The 17,275-nt window shown below is 72.6% G+C and carries 17 protein-coding genes; 8 read left to right on the top strand and 9 right to left on the bottom strand.

Annotated features, from left to right (window positions below; translation table 11 throughout):
* Positions 1-160 precede the first annotated feature (160 nt).
* Together HHX31_RS27630 and HHX31_RS27635 are read left to right on the top strand one after the other, a co-directional pair.
* Positions 161-2,200, top strand: coding sequence for a nitrate- and nitrite sensing domain-containing protein (locus HHX31_RS27630; protein ID WP_211590406.1), 2,040 nt, complete (start codon positions 161-163; stop codon positions 2,198-2,200).
* The gene (locus tag HHX31_RS27635) at positions 2,197-2,550 is read left to right on the top strand and encodes a DUF742 domain-containing protein (protein WP_169951652.1); all 354 of its coding nucleotides are present in this window, start codon (positions 2,197-2,199) and stop codon (positions 2,548-2,550) included. Before HHX31_RS27630 ends, HHX31_RS27635 begins: the two co-directional genes overlap by 4 nt.
* A 69-nt stretch (positions 2,551-2,619) precedes the next feature.
* Here the strand turns inward: HHX31_RS27635 and HHX31_RS27640 are convergent, their stop codons facing one another.
* From HHX31_RS27640 to HHX31_RS27660, 5 genes are all read right to left on the bottom strand, one after another.
* Positions 2,620-3,024, bottom strand: coding sequence for a hypothetical protein (locus HHX31_RS27640; RefSeq protein ID WP_169951653.1), 405 nt, complete (start codon positions 3,022-3,024; stop codon positions 2,620-2,622).
* Between the two features lie 79 nt (positions 3,025-3,103).
* Entirely contained in the window at positions 3,104-3,535 is a 432-nt protein-coding gene (locus tag HHX31_RS27645; protein ID WP_211590407.1) for a hypothetical protein, read from the bottom strand.
* A gap of 259 nt (positions 3,536-3,794) precedes the next feature.
* On the bottom strand, positions 3,795-5,333 hold the full coding sequence (locus tag HHX31_RS27650; protein ID WP_169951655.1) for a hypothetical protein: 1,539 nt from the start codon (positions 5,331-5,333) through the stop codon (positions 3,795-3,797).
* Positions 5,334-5,425: 92 nt separating this feature from the next.
* Positions 5,426-6,241, bottom strand: coding sequence for a Sua5/YciO/YrdC/YwlC family protein (locus HHX31_RS35350; RefSeq protein WP_169951657.1), 816 nt, complete (start codon positions 6,239-6,241; stop codon positions 5,426-5,428).
* A gap of 62 nt (positions 6,242-6,303) precedes the next feature.
* Positions 6,304-6,945: an NAD(P)H-binding protein gene (locus HHX31_RS27660; protein WP_169951658.1), complete on the bottom strand. Its 642-nt coding sequence runs from the start codon at positions 6,943-6,945 to the stop codon at positions 6,304-6,306.
* 101 nt (positions 6,946-7,046) lie between these two features.
* Here HHX31_RS27660 and HHX31_RS27665 point away from each other — a divergent pair, with 101 nt between their 5' ends.
* Positions 7,047-7,400, top strand: coding sequence for a helix-turn-helix domain-containing protein (locus HHX31_RS27665; RefSeq protein WP_169951660.1), 354 nt, complete (start codon positions 7,047-7,049; stop codon positions 7,398-7,400).
* A 45-nt stretch (positions 7,401-7,445) separates the two neighbouring features.
* Here HHX31_RS27665 and HHX31_RS27670 read toward each other — a convergent pair whose 3' ends face one another.
* Together HHX31_RS27670 and HHX31_RS27675 are read right to left on the bottom strand one after the other, a co-directional pair.
* A complete protein-coding gene (locus HHX31_RS27670; protein WP_169951662.1) occupies positions 7,446-8,261 on the bottom strand; it encodes a class I SAM-dependent methyltransferase in 816 nt (271 codons plus the stop codon).
* Between the two features lie 70 nt (positions 8,262-8,331).
* On the bottom strand, positions 8,332-8,655 hold the full coding sequence (locus tag HHX31_RS27675) for a GNAT family N-acetyltransferase (protein ID WP_169951664.1): 324 nt from the start codon (positions 8,653-8,655) through the stop codon (positions 8,332-8,334).
* A gap of 124 nt (positions 8,656-8,779) precedes the next feature.
* Between HHX31_RS27675 and HHX31_RS27680 the strand changes: the two genes are divergently transcribed.
* Together HHX31_RS27680 and HHX31_RS27685 are read left to right on the top strand one after the other, a co-directional pair.
* On the top strand, positions 8,780-9,214 hold the full coding sequence (locus HHX31_RS27680; protein ID WP_169951665.1) for a nuclear transport factor 2 family protein: 435 nt from the start codon (positions 8,780-8,782) through the stop codon (positions 9,212-9,214).
* A gap of 301 nt (positions 9,215-9,515) precedes the next feature.
* A complete protein-coding gene (locus HHX31_RS27685; RefSeq protein WP_169951667.1) occupies positions 9,516-11,309 on the top strand; it encodes a glycoside hydrolase family 6 protein in 1,794 nt (597 codons plus the stop codon).
* 77 nt (positions 11,310-11,386) lie between these two features.
* On the opposite strand, the gene HHX31_RS27690 is transcribed toward HHX31_RS27685, so the two are convergent.
* Together HHX31_RS27690 and HHX31_RS27695 are read right to left on the bottom strand one after the other, a co-directional pair.
* Entirely contained in the window at positions 11,387-13,921 is a 2,535-nt protein-coding gene (locus HHX31_RS27690) for a DUF6185 family protein (protein WP_169951668.1), read from the bottom strand.
* An 87-nt stretch (positions 13,922-14,008) separates the two neighbouring features.
* Entirely contained in the window at positions 14,009-14,983 is a 975-nt protein-coding gene (locus HHX31_RS27695; RefSeq protein WP_169951669.1) for a lytic transglycosylase domain-containing protein, read from the bottom strand.
* 151 nt (positions 14,984-15,134) lie between these two features.
* Here HHX31_RS27695 and HHX31_RS27700 point away from each other — a divergent pair, with 151 nt between their 5' ends.
* From HHX31_RS27700 to HHX31_RS27705, 3 genes are all read left to right on the top strand, one after another.
* Positions 15,135-16,292: a HesA/MoeB/ThiF family protein gene (locus HHX31_RS27700; protein ID WP_211590408.1), complete on the top strand. Its 1,158-nt coding sequence runs from the start codon at positions 15,135-15,137 to the stop codon at positions 16,290-16,292.
* Positions 16,293-16,366: 74 nt separating this feature from the next.
* Entirely contained in the window at positions 16,367-16,492 is a 126-nt protein-coding gene (locus HHX31_RS35355; RefSeq protein WP_283244645.1) for a hypothetical protein, read from the top strand.
* A 95-nt stretch (positions 16,493-16,587) separates the two neighbouring features.
* The gene (locus HHX31_RS27705; RefSeq protein WP_169951671.1) at positions 16,588-17,259 is read left to right on the top strand and encodes a DUF6879 family protein; all 672 of its coding nucleotides are present in this window, start codon (positions 16,588-16,590) and stop codon (positions 17,257-17,259) included.
* Positions 17,260-17,275 lie beyond the last annotated feature (16 nt).

Genomic DNA, 17,275 nt, shown 5'->3' on the forward strand with positions numbered 1-17,275 from the left:
GACGCGTGATCCAAGTCGTTAGGAACGATCCCCTGGTAGCGCAGCTCACTGATTGCTATGGTTTCGCCACTATTAACACGTGTGTAACCGACGGGCAGGTCCGATGGCTGGTCGGAAACGATCCATCCGCTTCAAGATTTTCGCGATCCTGCTGGTGCCCGTGACCGCTCTGGTGGTGATCTGGGGGTTCGCCGCCAAGCTGACCATCGAGCAGGGGCAGCAGCTCCTGCGCATCCAGAAGGTCTACGAGAACATCGTCCATCCCGTGGACGACGCCATCGACCAGTTGCAGAGCGAACGCTTCGTGTCGGTGAGCTACCTCGCGAGGCGCGCCGCGCCGCTGCGCACCGACATGCAGGCGCAACGCCGCAAGACGGACGCCAGCGCGGCCCGGCTGGCGAGCCTGTCTGCGCAGGCCAGGGACGAGGCGCCTCCCGGGCTGTTCGGCCGGGTCCAGGACCTGCTCAAGCAGATGGACCAGCTCGACGCCCTGCGCGGCCAGATCGACGACCAGCGGGTCAGCCGCCTCAACGTGATCGAGGAGTACAGCGGGGTCGTCGAGACCGCCCACCAGGTCTACGACCGGCTGATGTTCTCCCCGGACGTCGACCTCATCGAGCAGACCAAGGCGCTCATCCTCATCACACGCAGCCGCGAGGTGGTGAGCCAGCAGTCCGCGCTCGTGCTGGGCGCGCAGGCGACCGGGAAGATGACGCAGGACGAGCGGGACGCCTTCTCCGGAATGGTCGGCAAGCGCCGGCTGCTCTACGAGCTCGGCACGAGCCAGCTCGACGCCGAACTGATCAAGCAGTACGGCGCGCTGAACGCCACCGCCGTCTACACCGCGTTCATCTCCCTCGAGAACGACGTGATCGCCAGGGTACGGCCCGGCCAGCCCCTCCCGCCGGAGGCGCTCGCCTGGCCCACGACGGCCCAGGCCCTGACCCGCCAGCTCACCGATACGACCAACACGGCCAGCGACGTCACCGCCGCCGGCGCCATCCCGCTGGCCCACGGCGTGCTGTGGAACATCGGCATCGTCGGCGGCCTCGGCCTCGCGGCCGTCCTCGCGACCGCGTTCATCTCCTTCCGGTTCGCCCGTACGGTGACCGGCGAGCTGACCACCCTGCACAACGCCGCGGCCGACCTCGCGGGCCGGCGGCTGCCCGGCCTCGTCCAACGGCTGCGGCGCGGCGAGGACGTCGACGTGGCGGCCGAGACCCCGCCGATGGCCCAGTCCAGCGGCACCGCCGAGATCGAGAACCTCGGACGCGCGTTCACCTCGGTGCAGCACACCGCGATCGAGGCCGCCGTCGGCCAGGCCGAGCTGCGCAAGGGCGTCAGCAAGGTCTTCCTGAACCTCGCCAGGCGCAGCCAGTCGCTGCTGCAACGCCAGCTCGGCATGCTGGACGGCCTGGAGAAGGAGATCAGCGACCCCGACCTGCGCGAACGGCTCTTCGGCGTGGACCACCTCACCACCCGCATGCGCCGCCACGCGGAGGGTCTGATCATCCTGTCCGGCGCCGCGCCCGGCCGCGGCCGGCGCGACCCGGTGCCGCTCTACGACGTCGCCCGCGCCGCCACCGAGGAGGTGGAGGACTACCTGCGGGTGGACGTGAGCGTGCCGCACGGGTTCTCCCTCGTGGGCGCCGGCGTCACCGACGTCGTCCACCTGCTCGCCGAACTGATCGAGAACGCCACCGTCTTCTCCCCGCCGCACACCCGCGTGCAGGTGAGAGGGGAGCTCGTCGCCCGCGGCTTCGCCATCGAGGTCGAGGATCGCGGGCTCGGCATCCCGCCGGACGAACTGGCGTACCTCAACACCCGGCTCGCCGACCCGCCGGAGTTCGACCTGGCGGACAGCGACCGCCTCGGGCTGTTCGTGGTCGGGCTGCTGGCCAGGCGGCACAACATCCGCGTCTCCCTGCGCACCTCGCCGTACGGCGGGACGAGCGCCGTGCTCCTGCTCCCGCAGGAGATCGTCGTGGAGAACGCGACCAGGGAACCGGTGGTGGAACGCCTCGCGCAGCCGGAGACACCGCCCCCGGCCCTCGCCCTAACCCCGCCGCTCGGCGACGCCGAGGGCTCCCTGCCGCGCCGGGTGCGGCAGGCCAACATCGCGCCGCAGCTCAGAGAGGAGCGGAACGACGTGTTCTCCTCCTTCCAGGCAGGCTGGCAACGCGGTCAGGAGGACTCGTGATCGAGCGCGAGGACGGGCCGCTGCTGCGCCCCTACACGATCACCCGTGGCCGTACCCGCCCGACCGGGCCGGACTTCGACCTGATGACCATCATCAGGACGGCTCCCTCGGCGTACAGCGGGGTCACCGGCCTGGCTCCCGAGCACTGGCGGATCCTGCAGCTGTGCCGGGCGCCCTCCTCCGTGGCCGATCTGGCCTCGGAGCTCGGCCTGTCGCTCAACGTCGTCCGCATCCTGCTCAGCGACCTGCGCGACCAGGGGCTGATCACGGCGCGGCCACCGGCCACCGTCGCCCAGCTGCCCGAGGAGCGCCTACTCCGCGAGGTGATCCAGGGACTCCAGGCGCTCTGATCGGCCGCTGGAGCCCGCTCCGGGCAGGACGCGTTTCCTTCAGGAGTCCGCTTCGCAGGACGCGTTCCCTCAGGAGTCCGCTTCGCAGGACTCCAGGATCCGCTGCACCTGCCAGCGGGCGGGGGTCAGCAACTCGTCGGTGTACCGGTCGAGCAGGTCCGCGCACGCCACCGGATCGGCGGCCTCGGCGGAAGGCAGGGCCAGGATCACCTCCTCGCCGTCGAGCACGAGCTCGCCCCGCACGCTGAACGTGCCCTCGCCGACCGCGACGACGGTCTCGAACACGAGGTCGTGCGCGGGCAGCGCCAGCGCGGCGCCCAGCCGTACGGCGGGCCCGCCCAGATCGGAGACGGGCTCGGCGCGGACGTGGGGGAAGAAGTCGCGGGAGACCGAGCGCCCCATCTCGCTGAATCGCGCCGCCGTGCGCATCAGCGCTCTCAGGAGTTCGGCGGCACCCTGACTGTTGGCGTCCACCCCCGCAGGGTAGATCACGGAAAGTTGCGTTTTGGCCAAATGATTGAGCTCGGCCGGAAATCGGCGCGAAAGGGCAGCGTCAGCGGAACGCGTAGCACTCCACCTCGGCCCGCCGGCGGGTCAGCCCGCCGTCCACCGACTCCTGGACGCAGGAGCGCTGCGCGGGGGTCAGTTCGAGCACGCCGCAGACCCTGACCCCGGAGTACGCGCGGCAGTCGAGGTAGGGATTGAAGGCGCCCACGCTGAACCGCTCGCGCACCTCCGCACGGCAACTCCGCTGCGCCTCCGACGTCTTCCGGTAGACGCACTGGCCGACGAGGATGTCGTACTGGTCGCGGCTCACCTCCTGCCGCTCCACGCCGCCTCTGGGAGCGGGCGCCTGCGGCGCGATCCCCGCCTTCTGACCGGTACTCGTACGGCCGCCCGCCCCGGTGTCCACCGAGGAGACCGCGGCGACCGTCCCGAGCACGGTCATCGCGGCGAGCAGGGCGACAGCGACGATCTTTGTCATGGCGATCCTCCCAAGCAGGAACGTACCCACAGGGGAACCACCGGCCCCCGCGCCGCACCGCGCCCGCATGGACGGCCGTGACCCCACGTCACGGCGAGGCCATGATTGCGATGCCCACGGTAAGCGCGACATTGCCAAGTGTGCCGATCAGCGGTCAGGGGAACGCGCGTTCGCGGGCACGACGGGGACGGCGTTCACGCGCGACCCCTCGATCCCCCGGCGGCGAATCCGGTCATTCCCGACACCACACAGCTTTTAGCTACTCTTTGGCCGCGCCCCTTATTGGCCGCCCGTGCTCCCTCGTGCCGCGCGCCCTCGCCCGTACGGCGGCGCGTACGGCGACGACCAGGACCACCGCGCAGAGCAGGAGGGCAAGCAGCACCGCGACGGCGTAGTCGCCGGGCACACCCAAGCTCCAGCCCAGGAACGGCAGGAAGACGGCGGCGAACGCGGCGGGCGCCGCGAGCAGGAGCCGGGTCCCCCTCGGCCGTGACCGCAACCAGACGGCGAGCACGCCGGCCGTGCCGGCCGCGAACATCGGCACGAAGAGCAGAAGGGCGATCAGGCCTCCCGTCCCCTCCGCCGTCACCACCAGCAGGACACTCGTCCACAGGACCCCGGCGCAGATCCCGAACCGGACCGGCCACCTGCGTGGTCCCTCCGTCGTGCCGAGGGCCGCCAGCAGCGCCGCGAGCGCCACGAGGACGGCGGCACCCAGTTCGGGGCCGATCCGCTTCCCGGGGGACGCGAGGGGAGCCGCGGCGCTCTCCGACAACCGGGCCCCTTCGGGGCCGGGCTCGGAGAAGCCCAGCCGCCGCCACCGGCCGGACACGTCGCGCAGGACGACCCCGTCGGTCCCGTTCGCCACGGCGACGACATGACCGCCGGGCACCTCCTGGACGGCGACGGCCTGGGACGCGGCCGCGCCGCTGCGCTCGCCCAGGGGGTCGGGATTCTCGTAGACCCGGTCGAGCCAGCCCTGCCTGCCTCGCGAGATCTCCCAGGCGGCCGTCCAGGTCGCTCCCCCGTCCGAGGTCTGCTCGACCCTGAGCCGGTTCGGGACGACCCGGTAACACCGCCCCGGGTCGGACGGCACGCACGCCCGGGTCGCCGGAGCGGATGACGGGGACCGGGACCGCGAGCCCTTCCACTCGTGCCACGACCTCCCGCCGTCCGCGCTGGCGATCGTGAACCAGTCCGGAACCGCGACCACGATCTCCCCGTCACGCACCTCGACTGCGTGGGCGGACGGCGCGGGGGGCACCGCGCTCGTAGCCGTGACGGCGAAGACCGCGGCGGGCAGCACCACCAGCGCGCGGGCCCGTGCGGCGTCCCGGCGCGGGGGAAGGGCCGCGCGCCGCCACACCAGCCACGCGACGGCCAGGGCCGGGAGCGCGAGCAGGTCCGTGGGGTCGGCCACCACCCAGGAGGACGGCACGAGCACCGCCCACGCCCGGGTCGCCGCCTCCGCACCGGTCCCCGTCGTCTTCATCCACGCGAACAGCACGCCGGTCAGCGCGATCGCACCCGCCGCCGTACGGCCGCCCGGCGGGACGCGCCGCGCGATCCGGGCCGCGTACGCCACGAACAGGGCCAGCAGCGGGGGCGCGACGAGCATGCCCGCGACGTCGCTGAGCTTGCCGGTGACGACCCCCGGCCACGCGGGTTTCAGCACCAGGTCGTTGACGATCAGCACCCCGATCGCCGCGACGGTCACCGGGTGGCCGAGCCAGGCCGCCTGCGCGCCGGACACGGCTCCGCTCGGTCGCTCGCGGTCGTGCTGAAGACGATCACGCACCCGCCGATCGTAAACGCGTGTTCACCGGTGCGGCAGTGAATTCCCGGCACGGCCGCACCGCCGTACGGGGAACGGATCGACCGACGAGCGGCCTACGGGGTGCTGACGGGCGACGGCCCCTTGGTGAGGATGACAGGGGATGGGCCGCCCAGCGCCAGGCGGGCGGGCAACCCCGCCGTCCGGCTCTGACGTTCGGCACGTGCCAGACCGCTCACCGTCAGCGTCCCGTCGCACGGCCATTCGTCCGCCCGCTCGGCCGGCCGGTCCCACACGACCAGCGGGCCGTCCACCCGCGCGGCCAGCAGATACTGCAGCGGTGTGCGCGGCAGGAACAGGTCGACGTCGGGCGTCGCGCGCCGTACGGCCCGGGGGAGCACCGGCTCGCGCAGCCGCACCAGCGTGGCCGGCTCGGTCCGCTCGACCAGTGCGCGGATGTCGGGCGGGAGCAGGTTCGCGACCTCCCTGGCCATCGAGACGTTCCTGACCAGCACGCGGACCCGTCCTGACGCGCCGTCCATGCGCGCCAGCGCGTGCTCGGACCTGGCGTCGCAGACGACCTGGTCGGCGAACAGGTCGTGCAGGCCGGCCACTCCCCCGGCTCCGATCGCCGCGACGGCCGCCGCCAGGGCGTCCTGGCCCGTGACCCCATTCCAGCGGAGGCCGGGGCCGCACGCCGTACAGCCCGTCGCGGCGGACACGGACCTACGCGGGTGCGGCCCGCGGCACTCCTGCCCGCAGTCCGCGCACAGGACGGCGGAGTGCGCCGGTCCGCCCGGCGGCCGGCAGTCGTCGCAGCAGACGAGCGGATACATGTACCGGCGGCCGGCCCGGTCGAACAGCTCACGGACGCAGGCGGAACAGAGCCCGTGCTCGCTTCGCCGAGCGCCGGGGGAAGCTGAGATGACCACGGAAGCCGCACTGCCCGCCGCCGGTCTCTCTATTCACACCCGTCACACCGATATCACGGCGGTCAGATCCGCTCGACGCCGATGTGGACGCGGCTGTGCCGCGGCCGCTCCACCTCGTCCAGCACGGCGACCGCGAGATCCGCGTAGGAGATCCGGCTCCCCGCGTCTCCCGGCGCGACGCGGTACCCGCCGGTGCGGACCCCGTCGTGGTCGAAGTCGCCGGACGGGCTGATCACGAGCCAGTCCACCGGGGTGACCGCCTCACGCAGGACGGCGTCGCCCGCCTCGTGACCGAGGTAGAACTCGCGGTACTCCTGCGGGTACCCCGGCGTGTCCATCAGCAGCGTGCCCTCGGCGGTCCGCAGACCGGTGGCCAGGCCCACCGCGATCAGCCGCGGGACACCGGCCCGCTCCAGCCCGCCGAGCAGCGCGCGGGCCGCCGCCGGGAAGAACTCCATGGGCGGTGCGGTCAGGTCGGCGGCGGCGTTGACCGCCGCCCGGTGCCCCGCCGCGATCCGGGCGACCGCGTCCGTGTCCGTCACGTCGCCCGCGACGACGTCGTCCACCGCCGGGCTTCCCTCCCCGGAGACGTACGCGGCCGGGTCGCGTACCACCGCCGTCACCCGGTGCCCCCGCTCACGGGCCTCCCTTACCACCGCGCGGCCCGCCCTGCCGCCCGCTCCGAACACCACGATCGCGTTCACGTCCGCCCCTCTCCTCGGGGGACCGGCCCCACGGCCGGTCACAGCGACGGACGGTATCCGTATGGGCGGTTACCTCCGGGTCACCGGTTAGCGTGGTGGGCGTGACCGAACCGCTCGATCCGGACATGTTCGATCCGCTCTGCCCGTCCGGCCTGATGCCCATCCGGCTCGGCGACAAGTGGTCGGGCATGATCATTCGCTGCCTGGAGCACGGGCCCCGGCGCTTCTCCGAACTGCGCGTTCCCCTGCGCGGCATCTCGGCCAAGGTGCTCACCCAGTCGCTGCGCGCGCTCGAACGCGACGGCTTCGTCCTGCGTACGGCCCATCCCGGGGCCGTCCAGCGGGTCGAGTACGCGCTGACGCCACTCGGCCGGAGCCTGATCGAACCGTTGAACACCATGTGCGCGTGGGCCGAGGACCACTGGGAGGAGCTTCTCGACGCCCGCGAGGCGTAGCCGTACGGGCCTGCTCAGAACCGTCCGTAGCGGTCGGCCGGAGGATCAGCCGCCGGGACGGTCCGCCCCGGCGACGCCTCGTACCGCCCACGCTCGGGCGGCGAGTGGGATCGACCCGTCCGGGCCGGCGGGCAGACGGGTGCGCAGCAGGTCGCGCAGGGCATGACGCCGCTGTTCCGGCAAGGACGCGACGTACTTGGGGGCCACCCCCTGACCGCCGAGGAACGGCTCCCAGTAGTCGTCGAAATCGGCGAACACGGTCGGCACGTCGATCGCCCACACCGTCACCCGCTCAAGACCTGCCTCGGCCCACAGCTGTGCGAGCGGTTCCGGAGCGCACAGCGGAAACCGCTGACCCTGGTCCAGCTCGGCCGCGGCCGGGTCCAAGATGGCGGCGGCGTCCCAGAAACGCCGCATCATGGCCATGCCCCCGGCGTAGTCCCAGACGTAGGCGGCGACGACGCCGCCGGGCCTGCAGACCCGGGCGAACTCGGCGACGGCACGGCGAGGATCCGGAACGAAGTTGAGCACCAGCCCGCTCACCACGGCGTCGAATCCGTGACCGGAAAGCGGCAGTGCGCCCGCCTCGCCGGCCAGGAAGTTCGCCCGCCCGTCGGTGATCCGCGCACGCGCGCCGGCCAGGAACCCCTGCGCCGTATCCACGCCGACGACCGACGCCGGGTCCGTTGTCGCCAGCACGCTCGCGGTCAGCGCCCCGGTGCCGCAGCCCACATCGAGCCACCGTAGGCCCGCCGGAGGTTCCAGCCGGCGCAGGAACACCTCGGCGACGTGGCGGCTCCACCGGCCGACGTAGGCCTCGTACGCGTCGCCGGCGCCCCACAGGTCGCGCTCGTACGCCATCACGCGACTATACGTCGGCGATCGGCCGCCGGGCAGGGCGCGAGCGTACGCCGACGCACCGGACCGTCCACTACCGGTTCGACGTCTGGCCACTCGTGAAGCCGCGCCCGAGCGGCGGGCCCAGCCGCAGCTGGAGAGCCGGGTAGCGAGGCGCGTCGAAACCGAAGGACTGGTACAGCTCGATGCCGTACGCCGTGGCGTTGAGGTCGATCGTCCGGACCTCGGTCTCGGTGCGGTACCAGCCGAGCAGCGCGTCGAGACAGACCCGCGCGAGGCCGAGGCGGCGGCGCCGCCGGTCGGTGCAGATGTTGAAGACGTGGCCGTGCAGGCCGCTCGGGTTCGTGGGTCCCGGCGCGTGGGGGTTACAGGGTCCTGAGTCCCCCCACTGGCTCACTCGCCCTGCTGAGAGCCAGCTGAGCTGGGATATCGTAAAAAAGCCGCCCCTGTCCGGACGCCGCCACACCGGTCACGATGCGGGCGCACCATACGGCCGCTCTCACCGGGGGAAGGGACGTCCTATGTCGGAAGTGCTCCGTGCCGTGGACAGGCTGAGGCAGGCGATCAACCGCCACGACCTGGACGCCCTGGCGCGGTGTTTCGACGAGCGGGCCGTACTCGTGGCCCCGGACGGCATCGCCGAGTGCAGGGAGGAGATCGCCTCCTACTACAGCCAATGGATGGAGGCGTACCCCAACATGGTGATCACGCCCCAGTCGGTGACCATGTTCGCGGACACCGTGGCGGCGGAGTTCACGATCAGCGGCACGCACAAGGGGCCGCTGCTCGTCCCCGGCGGGGACGTTCTCGAGGCGACCGGGCGGCCCGTCCTCGTCCGCTCGTGCAGCTTCTCCACGGTGGAGGACGGGCTGATCCTCAGCCACCGGCTCTTCTACGACCAGTTGGAGATGGCCGCCCAGATCGGCGGCTTCCTCAGCTTCCCCGACCCCTCGTAACGGGCTCTCGCGCGGGGGTGCGGGCGGCCGCCCCGCTCGCCTCGGGCATCGTGGACCCGCCCGGCCCGAGGCTCTGAATATTCACCGCGTTCGAGCACCGCCCGCCGATCCCGTACGGCGTTTCGCGAGGTGCCGTACGGTTCGAGCATCCCTGTCACGGAAAGACCCATTTCCACTTCGGCGATTCGTATACACGAGCCGGGCGATTGCCGAGTCTGGGAGCGTCGGCGCCCTTGGGTGCACCGGAAACGGGCGCCGGATGCCGGGACCTTGGCACCACGCCCACTGGAGACGATCGCCTATGCCATTCGGCCACCATCGTTTCGTCCGCAGGATCCGCACGGCCGTCGCGGCGGTCGTCCCCGCCGCGGCGCTGGCCGTGGCCGGACCGGTCCTGGGCACGACGCCCGCCGACGCCGCGGTCACCTGCCGGGTGACCTACACGAGCACCCAGTGGGGAACGGGCTCGGGCGGCTTCACGGCCGCCGTCGACGTGAAGAACAGCGGCGACCCGCTCCCGGACTGGACGCTGACCTTCACCTTCCCGAGCTCCCAGCGTGTCTCGCAGGGCTGGTCGGCCCGGTGGAGCCAGTCCGGCGCCCGGGTCACGGCCAGGAGCGAGTCGTGGAACCGGCCCGTCGCCTCGGGCGGCTCCGTCCAGATCGGCTTCAACGGCACCTGGACCGGGAGCAACCCGCCGCCCACGGACTTCGCCGTCAACGGCGTGCCCTGCCAGGTGGCGGGCGCCTCCCCGAGCCCGAGCCCGTCGCCGAGCCCGTCGCCGAGCCCGTCCGCCAGTCCCAGTGCGAGCCCGGACGTGCCGGTGGACAACCCGTTCGCCGGCGTCACGGGGTACGTCGACCCGGGCTGGGCGGCCGACGTCGAGTCCTCCGCCGTTCGGGTGGACGACGCGGCCGCGGAGAAGATGCGCGGCCTCAAGACGACGTCCACCGCGGTCTGGCTGAACCGGATCGCGGACGTCACCGGCGGCTCCGGAGTCGCCCGTACGCTGAAGGACCACCTCGACACCGCCGTCGAGCAGGGCGCCGGGTACATCACGCTCGTGCTCCACAACCTGCCGGACCGCGACTGCCGGTCGCGGGTCTCCGACGCCGAGTTGCACGAGCAGGACAACGGCCTCCACCGCTACAAGACCGAGTACGTCGACGCCATCGCCGCGCTCCTGGCCGAGCCCGAGTACCGGAACCTGCGCGTCGCGGCCGTCATCGAACCGCGGGCCCTGCTCGATCTCGTCGTGGGAGGCGCGCTGGACACCTTCCCGTGTGAACAGGCGGCGGCGTCGGGCGTGTACGTGATGGGCATCCGGTACGCCCTCGACACGCTGGCGCCCCTGCCCAACGTCTACACGTACCTGGACGCGGGCAGCGCGGGATGGGCCGGCTGGGAGTCGAACTTCACGGCGCTCGCGGCCCTCGTCACCGAGACCGCGCGCGCCACGTCGGGGGGCCTCGCCGGCCTCGACGGCATCGCCACCAACGTCGGGGACTACGTCCCCCTCGTCGAGCCGTTCCTCACCGACCCCCATCAGACGGTGATGGGCCAGCAGCTCCTCCTGAGCAGGTTCATCGACTGGAACCCCCACCTGCACGAACGGGACTACGCCGTCGCCATGCGTGCCGCGCTGATCGCCAAGGGCTTCCCGAGCTCGCTCGGCGTGGTCGTCGACACCTCGCGCAACGGCTGGGGCGGGTCCGCCCGGCCGACGGCTGTGAGCACCTCCGGCGACCTCAACACGTACGTGGACGAGAGCCGCGTCGACCGGCGTCCTTCGCGGGCCGCCGAGTGCAACCAGAAGGGTGCGGGGCTGGGGGCCCGTCCGGTCGCCGCGCCCGTTCCCGACGTCGACGCCTACCTCTGGATCAAGCGGCCGGGCGAGTCGGACGGCGCCGGCGGGCCGCTCCTGCCCGAGGGCTCCGACCGGCTGGCCGACTACCGGTGCGACCCCGACGGTTCCCTCACGCCCTGGTCCGGCGGGTTCCGGCCGACCGGCGCGCTCCCCAACGCGCCGCTGATCGGCGACTGGCACCACGAGCAGTTCGTGATGCTGGTGGACAACGCCTATCCCGCCCTCTGAGGCGTGGCGCGGCTCCGGCGCCGGGCGCCGGAGCCGCCCGCACTCCGCGCCTCGCGGTTCCCGATCGGCGTGTACGGCTACTCGCCCGTACGCCCCTGGAGCAGTTGCGCGTCGGCGGGCAGCGACGCCTGGGTGGAGGTGTCCACCTGTGAAGTGATGTCGATGCCGTTCCTCAGCTGGCTCCACAGGCCGAGGATGGCCGCCGCCTGCGCGACGACGAGCGCGATCCCGCTGCCCGCCGTACCGAGCCGGTAGACGACGGCCACCGGGGTGAGCCGCGACGCGAGACCACCCGGGCGGGTCTGGAGGGTCCGCGCGTCCATGAGGACGGCGACGACGGTGAGCACCAGGAACAGCAGCAGCACCCGCACGAGCGAGCCGCGCACGGGGGCCTGGCCGATGACGTTGTTCAGCACGGCGTGCGCCCCCGTCGCCGCGGCGTACGCGAGGACCGGCACGACGCCCTTCAGGTAGCCGCGCCTGCCGGGCAGGCGACGCCACAGCGCGCCCAGCACGAAGCCCGCCACCGGCCAGACCAGCAGCCCGCCGATCAGGTCGCCGGCCAGGCCGTAGAACCCGTTCGGTTCGCCGAGCCGATCCAGCCAGCCGTCGCGCCCCCGGCTGTCGGTGCTCCAGGTGGCCCAGATGAGGAACACGGCGGCGGGCGCGCCCACGTAGGAGGCGTACCGCGCGGCGAGCCGCGCGTTCGCCCACCACGACCCGGCCGGGCCGCGCGACAGCGCCACGTCGAGCGGGCTGAGCCCGTCCTCCCTGCCGGGGTCGAGGCCGATCTCCGCGCGCAGCACGCGGATCCGGTCGTCGACCGGCCCGTTCTCCCTGTGGTAGGCGTCGTCGTCCAGGTCGCCCGAGGCCCAGCGCCGCCGCAGGCCCTTCTCCCGCGCCTCCAGGTCCCGGCACTCCTCGACGATCACGGCGAGCCTTCGCCGCGACACTCCCGGGTCGGCGGCCTCCGCCCGTCGCGTGAGCCGCAGCAGCAGGGGCAGCACCGCGAGGCCGGTGAGCGCGGCGAGCGGGACTGGCATCCCCGCGTACGTCCCCGGCCACCTGATCGTGCCCACGACGAACAGGAAGACGACGAGCCACGTGGTGAGCGGCCCGACGGATTCCTCACGCCGCCCGCGCAGGCGCAGCAGCAGGAGGAGCAGGAACACCACCAGCGGCCACATCAGGTACGCGACGCTTCGCAGCAGGAGGAAGGGCGACACCACCACGTCCGGCAGGACGTCCGCGGGGCGCACGACGACCGCGTGGGCCACGAACCCCAGTGTCAGCAGCGCCAGCCCGGGGACGCTCCAGCTCAGCAGCGCACGCGCGGCCCCCGGCGTCCGCCCGCCGGGGACGCGGGCGGCGCGGACCGCGACCGCCCACGCCGCCGCGGTGATCAGCAGCGCCGACGCGACGGCCGACGCGACCCACGCGGGCTCCCCCGGGTTCTGGAGATACCGCATGGACAGCGGCGCGAAGCCGCAGACGGCGACGAGTGCCGCTCCGGCGAGCACCACCGCGCCGAACGCGGGACCGCTGAACCGCGAACCACTGAACCGCGAACCGCCGAATCCGGAACCGGCCAGCCCCGAACCGGCGCGCGGGGTCCGGGCACGCGCCGTCCGCCACGCGGCCGCGCACAGCGGCGCCGCCAGGACGGCGATCGCCGCGCCGTCCGTCAGGCCGATCATGTGGGCTGGGAAGCCCGCCTCGGTGAGCACCAGGACGACCGTGATCGCGCCCGCCGACGTGATCGCGGCCAGGACGCCGAGGACGATCCTGACGAGGGCGCGCTCGTCCCGGTCGCCGGAGCGCCGGTGGAGCAGCACGAGCAGCCAGGCCAGCAGCAGGTACGGCAGGGCGAAGCCCAGATAGGTCGCGACCGTTAGCACGCGCTGCCCGCTCAGGTCGACCCAGCGCTGGAACGCCGCCCGCGCGGACAGCGGCACGGCGACCTCGACGCGGGGCGGGGCGGCGCCGTCCCGCCAGACGTAGGTGCCGCCGGGGAGCACCTGCGACGGCAGAGGCGTCACCGTGCGCGCCGGGGACTCCGGCGTCTTGACGACCACGGTCCGCCAGCGCGCTCCGGCGAGCCCGGGCGGCAGGTCCACGGTCGTGGGCAGCAGCGCGACGACCCTGGTCCCGCCGGACTCGCGGCTCCCCCACAGCCCGGCGGACCCCCCGCCCCACTGCGGACCGTAGTGCTCCAGGCGGGTCTCCAGCGTGCTGAGCACCACCACCTCGGCGCCGTCGGCCGACGTCGTGACGCTCGTCCTGCCGCCCTCGGGCAGCAGGCAGCCGACCGCGCTCCCGTCGCCGAGCAGCGCGGCGGACCCCGCCCAGTCGCGGGGGACGCCGACCCGCGTCGTACTCGTCATCACGGGCGTGTCGTGGCCGCGTTCCGCGATGGTCACGGACGTCTCCACCCAGGACGAGCGGGGAGCCCCGAACTCGCAGGCCGCCCGGTCCGCGAGCGCCGGGCCCGACATCAGCGCACACAGGATCAGCGCACACAGGATCAGCGGGCACAGGATGAGCAGGCCGAGCGCCGGCACGGCGGGGATCCCCACGAGCCCGGTCCCCGCTCCACTCGTCAGCCGACGCACAACCGACCTCCCGGACGCGATCGCTTCCCCCGAAGGATGAGTCGTACGGAAAGCCGCGTGGGTTACGGGCGATCCCTCACAGGACCGTCAGGGGCCGGTCAGCCGCCGCTCGCCCTTTGTGGTGATCACGTAGACCTGCCAGGTGTAGTAGGCGTAGTAGTTCCTGATGTCCTGCTTCATCTGGCGCGCGTGCAGCAGCACGGCCTCGACGTACGCCTGGGAGTGGTTGTAGGCGTACAACGCGCGCCGGTAGTCGCCGGGCGCGCCCGAGGCGTGGAGGTAGTTGGCCGCGCCGAGCAGGGCGTCGCCGATGTCGTCGACGTCGCCGCCCATGCCGTACGCCTTCCAGGTGCCCGGCATGAACTGCATCGGTCCTCTGGCGCCCACGTGGCTCGGCGAGCGGACCCGGCCGAACTTCGTCTCGACGAGCATCACCGCGGCCAGCACCTCCCACTCCACGCCGAACCGGCGCTCGGCACGCCGGAAGGCCGCGAGCAGCGCGTCGGCCGGCTCCGCCGGCCTCACCTTGATCTTGATCGGGCCGCTGACGGGGTGGGCGAGGGAGAGCAGGTCGCGGATGGCCGTCACGTTGTCCTTCGCCCGCGCGGCCACCGCCTTGGGCAGTTTCGCGTAGGCGCGGGAGGCGAGCTTGGCGTCGCGGGCGAGACGGCGGTAGATCCGCTGCTCGTACAGCGACAGCAGCACCACGGGCTCGGGCGCCTCCCCCTTCGCGGGGTCGCCCGTGCGCCTCCAGTCGTCGATCGCGTCGCGCAGCCGTCCGACCGTGCTGGTGAGCGCCTCTGCCAGCCGCGCGGGGTCCTTCGGCACCGCCTCGTCAGGGGCGGGCAGGTCCGGTGCGGACGGCTCCGGCGCCGGGCTCGCGGAGGCCGCCGGCGCGGGCGGCGACAGGCGCTCGCGCGGAGCGACCGAGGCGGCCTCGCCCACCGAGCCGCCGCAGCCCGCGAGCGGGACGACCACGGCGAGCACGGTGGCCAGCATGGAGGCCAGCATGGAGGCCCGGCGGCGTGATGGCGGTGAGTTCACGGCAGACTGATCGTTCATCGTCACCAACGTATGCCCCACGGTGACGATCCATGCCCTCTTCCCCGGGATACGGCGTCCGCGACGCGGGAACGTTTTACGGCCGGCCATTTCCCTCGCGCGTGGAATTCGGTGTTGACTCACCCAGTCAGCGCGCACTAAACGTCGTCACGTGCGACTGCCCCGCGTGAAATCCGAGCACCGGCCTCACCGGTACGACGACGGCACCATTCGCATCGGCGGCGAGATTTACGGCATCGCCGCCGAAATCGCCGACCCGTACGGCTGGGTGTGGACGGCGCTCACGCTGATGGACGGCACCCGCTCCCGCGACGAGATCGCCGAGCGGCTGCGCCTGGCCCATCCCGAGGTGCCGGACGCCGTGTCGATCGTGGAGCAACTGGTCGCCACCCGATACCTGGAGGACGCCGCCGCGGTGCCGCCCGACGGGCTGACCGAGCGCGAACTCGACCGTTACAGCAGGAACCACGCGTTCTTCCGCGCGGTCGACGCCGCGCCGGGCGCCCACGGCTGGGAGACCCAGGTCCGGCTGAAGTCCGCGCGGGTCGTGGTGCTCGGCCTCGGCGGCACCGGCAGCCACGCGGCGTGGGCGCTCGCCGCCGTCGGCGTCGGCACCATCCACTGCGTGGACCCCGACGTGGTCGAGTTGTCCAACCTCAACCGCCAGGTGCTCTACGGCGAGCAGGACGTGGGACGCCCGAAGGCCGAGGCGGCCGTGGCGCGGCTGCGGACCGTCAACTCCGACATCCGCGTCACCAGCGAACTCCGCCGCATCGGCAGCAGGCGGCAACTGGACGACCTGATCGCGGGCTACGACGCGCTCGCCCTGTGCGCGGACCGGCCCACCGGGCACGGCATCCGGGTGTGGGCCAACCGCGCCTGCGCCGCAGCGAACATCCCCTGGGCCGGTGGCGGATACAGCGGCCCGCTCGTCACCGTGGGGTGCTTCGCGCCGGGGGTGGGCGCCTGCTACGAGTGCCTGAGCAGCGGCGAGGAGGCGCGGCGCCGCCCCGGCACGCCGGTCGACCTCGGCGGGCCGGGGGTCATCGCCACCTCGGCGGGCGTGTCCGGCCAGCTCGTCGCCCACGCCCTGATCGGGCTGCTGACCGGTGTGCCCGTGCCGCCGGCCGGCACCATCCAGGGGGTCAACCTGATCGCCCCGGACCACCACGTGTGGGTCAGGCATCCGCCGCGTCCCGGCTGTCCGGTGTGCGGCACACCCGGCCCGTACGGCGGATCCGAGCACGATTTCATTCCGGCCGATGAGCCAAATCGGCACGGAATGAATGAAGGAAGAATCCTTGACTGATTCCTGTCAAAGGCGAATCATGAACCCGTTCTCGCGAGAAGATCCATGTCCCCTCCCATCCAGAGAGGAAGCGGATGAACACGAACGAACACGAGACAGAACCCGCCGACGAGACCGCCGCGCCGGCGAAGACGAAGATCACCATCCGGCTGCTCGACAAGATCGAGACCACGACCAGCAGCAACAGCGTCGGCAACTGAACGAACGCCGGGCGAGGCGCGCGGGGGCGCCGCGGGGCCGCCCGCACGCCTCGCCCGGTGAGAACCGGCACGAAGGAGCGCGCAGGGAGGGAAGGGTGGCACACGCCGGGGACATCTTCGACGAGGTGCGGCGGGCCGAGGCGCCGGTCCTGTCCGCGGCCGACTACCAGGCCGAGTTCACCGAGGAGTTCGAGCGTGCCCCCGACGGGGTGTGGAAGCTCGAACGCGCCCAGGAGTTCTTCGAACCCGACGTGGCGAGCTGGCGGGCGATGATGGCCGGCGACTGGGACGGGTCGCTCGCCATGCTGGAGGAGCTGCGGGAGTTCCTCTTCACCTACTACAAGACCCGGCCGGAGGCCCGCCGGATCCGCATCGTGGAGACGCCGCTCACCCCCTATCTCCAGTGGGAGCTGCACGTCCTGGCCGTACGGGCGACGGCGGGCGAGCGTCCCCGGGTGCTGCACGCCGACGCCGTACGTGAGCTGGAGCGCGGCGCGCCGCTCCCCGAGATCGTCGTGCTCGGCCCCTCGCTGCTCTACGAGGTGCTGTACGACGAGATCGGCGCACACGTGGGCGCCCGGCGGATCACCGATCCCGGGCTCGTCGGCCCCTGCCTGGCCGCGATCAGACAGCTCTACGGCCGCGGCGAGGACGTCCGGGCGTACGTCGAGCGGGAGGTCGCCCCGCTGCCGCCACCCGTGATCTCCGAGAGCGCACGCGCGCTCCTGCCCGGCTACTCCCACCACACCGGGACAATCCGCCCCTGAATCCCGCACCAGGAGG

The organism is Microbispora sp. H11081 (assembly GCF_012999535.1).
In the GTDB taxonomy this organism is placed as follows: domain Bacteria; phylum Actinomycetota; class Actinomycetes; order Streptosporangiales; family Streptosporangiaceae; genus Microbispora.

Coding starts and splice junctions, on each gene's coding strand:
- HHX31_RS27645 (WP_211590407.1), bottom strand. CDS start 3,535: ATGACAAAGATCGTCGCTGTCGCCCTGCTCGCCGCGATGACCGTGCTC.
- HHX31_RS27670 (WP_169951662.1), bottom strand. CDS start 8,261: ATGGCGTACGAGCGCGACCTGTGGGGCGCCGGCGACGCGTACGAGGCC.
- HHX31_RS27680 (WP_169951665.1), top strand. CDS start 8,780: ATGTCGGAAGTGCTCCGTGCCGTGGACAGGCTGAGGCAGGCGATCAAC.
- HHX31_RS27685 (WP_169951667.1), top strand. CDS start 9,516: ATGCCATTCGGCCACCATCGTTTCGTCCGCAGGATCCGCACGGCCGTC.
- HHX31_RS27695 (WP_169951669.1), bottom strand. CDS start 14,983: ATGAACGATCAGTCTGCCGTGAACTCACCGCCATCACGCCGCCGGGCC.
- HHX31_RS35355 (WP_283244645.1), top strand. CDS start 16,367: ATGAACACGAACGAACACGAGACAGAACCCGCCGACGAGACCGCCGCG.